The organism is Mycobacterium sp., assembly GCF_035603715.1.
In the GTDB taxonomy this organism is placed as follows: domain Bacteria; phylum Actinomycetota; class Actinomycetes; order Mycobacteriales; family Mycobacteriaceae; genus Mycobacterium.
The window spans coordinates 1-2,486 of the sequence record NZ_DATNJW010000117.1 but is presented as its reverse complement, the minus strand read 5'-3'; the positions used below and the strand labels follow the sequence as shown (position 1 = coordinate 2,486).

2 protein-coding genes are annotated in these 2,486 nt (G+C 62.8%); both read left to right on the top strand.

Annotation, left to right across the window (positions count from 1 at the left end):
• On the top strand, positions 1–927 hold a 927-nt coding region (locus tag VN856_RS05425), incomplete at its 5' end, for a pyridoxal phosphate-dependent aminotransferase (RefSeq protein WP_325686904.1).
• 587 nt (positions 928–1,514) lie between these two features.
• Positions 1,515–2,486, top strand: a 972-nt coding sequence (locus VN856_RS05420; RefSeq protein WP_414686874.1) for a PPE family protein, incomplete at its 3' end; no start/stop codon positions are given.

Genomic DNA, 2,486 nt, shown 5'->3' with positions numbered 1-2,486 from the left:
GACGTGTATCTGGGCAACGGGGTTTCGGAGCTCATCACGCTGACCCTGCAAGCCTTGCTGGACAACGGCGATCAGGTGCTGATTCCGGCTCCCGACTACCCGCTTTGGACGGCATCGACGTCGCTGGCCGGCGGCACTCCGGTGCACTACCTGTGCGACGAAACCCAAGGCTGGCAACCGGATATCGCCGACATCGAATCGAAGATCACCGAGCGCACCAAGGCTCTGGTTGTCATCAACCCGAACAACCCCACCGGCGCCGTCTACGGCCGTGAAATCCTTACGCAGATGGCCGATTTGGCGCGCAAGCATCAGCTTCTGCTGCTCGCTGACGAGATCTACGACAAGATCCTCTACGACGATGCCGAGCACATCAGCATGGCAACTCTCGCCCCCGACCTGTTGTGCCTGACCTTCAACGGGCTGTCGAAGGCCTACCGGGTAGCCGGGTATCGGGCCGGCTGGCTAGCGATCACCGGGCCCAAGGAACACGCCAGCAGCTTCATCGAAGGCATTCACCTGCTGGCCAATATGCGGTTGTGCCCGAATGTTCCTGCCCAGCACGCGATTCAGGTTGCACTCGGCGGCCATCAGAGCATCGACGACCTGGTGCTACCGGGTGGGCGGCTGCTCGAGCAGCGCGACGTGGCATGGTCCAAGCTCAACGAGATCCCCGGGGTCTCCTGCGTCAAGCCCGCCGGCGCGCTCTACACGTTCCCACGGCTCGACCCCGAGGTGCACGAGATCGTCGACGACGAGCAGCTCGTGCTGGATCTGCTGCTGTCGGAGAAGATCCTGGTAACTCAGGGAACCGGATTCAATTGGCCCGCACCGGATCACCTGCGGATCGTCACGCTGCCGTGGTCGCGCGACCTTGCCCGCGCCATCGAGCGGTTGGGCAACTTCCTGGCTAGCTATAGGCAGTAGGGCGCGGTAGTCACGAACTGTCGATGTAAGCGTCCGGCAGTACGTTTGCGATTCCCGACGCGGCGGAGATATCCACCGTATGTGCTGGTTCAACTGCTAATATCCCACCGTTGGCTGAGCGTCCCCAGCGAAGTTGCTGGCAGCTTCCGGCGAGCCCACTGTGTGCCGAAACGCCGATCTCATTATTTGAAGTTTCTATGAGTTTGGCCGCTGAGCGCGCGTCGCGGTGAAACTTAGGCGCACTATTGGTTACATCTTTGCCAATGTTTCCGCCTCGTTGGCTTTCCACACAGGAGTGGTCGCGCGAGTTCCTCTGCGGTGCACATGGCCTGATCACAGGGGGTGCGGCGTATCGACTCACGGTTGATGCCCCGGCAAATCCTCACACACCCCATCTACCTCAATCAAACAATAACTGCGACAACAGATCTGGATAGATCAATTCCTATTGGAAGGAGAGTTGCGATGTTCTCTGTTGCAAAGCCGGCACAGTCGCCTGCAGCAACGGCCGACCGCGACCGCTCGTGTACACCGACGATTCCTGACGTCTTCTTCGTCTCGATCCCGGCCGGTTTGGAACGCTGACCATGGACTTCGGCGCATTACCACCCGAAATAAACTCTGCGAGAATGTATTCCGGCCCCGGCTCGGCGCCAATGCGCACAGCATCGGCGGCATGGAATCTGCTTGCGGCCGAGCTCGAATCTGCGGCGACCCAATACCAATCGACGATCGACGTCTTGGACGACGAATGGCTGGGGCCGACGTCAGCGACGATGGTCGCCGCTGTCGACCCGTACATCACCTGGATGAACACCACCAGCGCGCAGGCCGAGCAGACCGCAGCCCAGGCCTCGGCCGCTGCGAGCGCCTACGAGGCGGCATACGCGATGACCGTCCCCCCGCTCGAGGTCGCCGCCAACCGCATGCAGCTGGCGATGCTGGTTGCAACGAACGTGATCGGCCAGAACACCCCGGCGATCGCCGCCAACGAGGCGATGTACGGCGAGATGTGGGCACAGGACGCCGCGGCCATGTACGGCTACGCCGGCAGCTCGGCCGCGGCCGCATCGGTCAAAGCGTTCACCCAGGCGCCGGAGACGTCGAATCCAGCGGCCCAGGCCACGCAGGGCTCCGCGGTCGCGCAGGCTAATGGCGCCAGCACCGGGGCCGGTGTGCAGTCGCAGCTGCAGCAGCTGACGTCAACGATCCCGTCGTCGTTGAAGCAACTCACCTCGCCGATGTCCGCGGCGACGAATGCGGCCGCGCAGCCTGCGAGTTGGCTTGACTCCCTCCTCGACTTCTTGGACGGCGCGGACGGGAACTCCATCGAAACCTTCCTGAACTCCAGCTTTGTGAACGGTTTCGTGTCAGGCTCATACGTCAGCCCCGCGATCGTCACACCGGCGATCACCAGGGGGTTAGCCGACATCAACTCGTTGCAACCAGGCGTCGAGTCGGCGCCCGGAGGCACGGGCGTTACCGGCATGATCACGCCGCAGCCGCCGGTGCCGGCACCCGCACCGGTGGGCGTGCCGAGCGTGGGCGTTTCGGTGAAC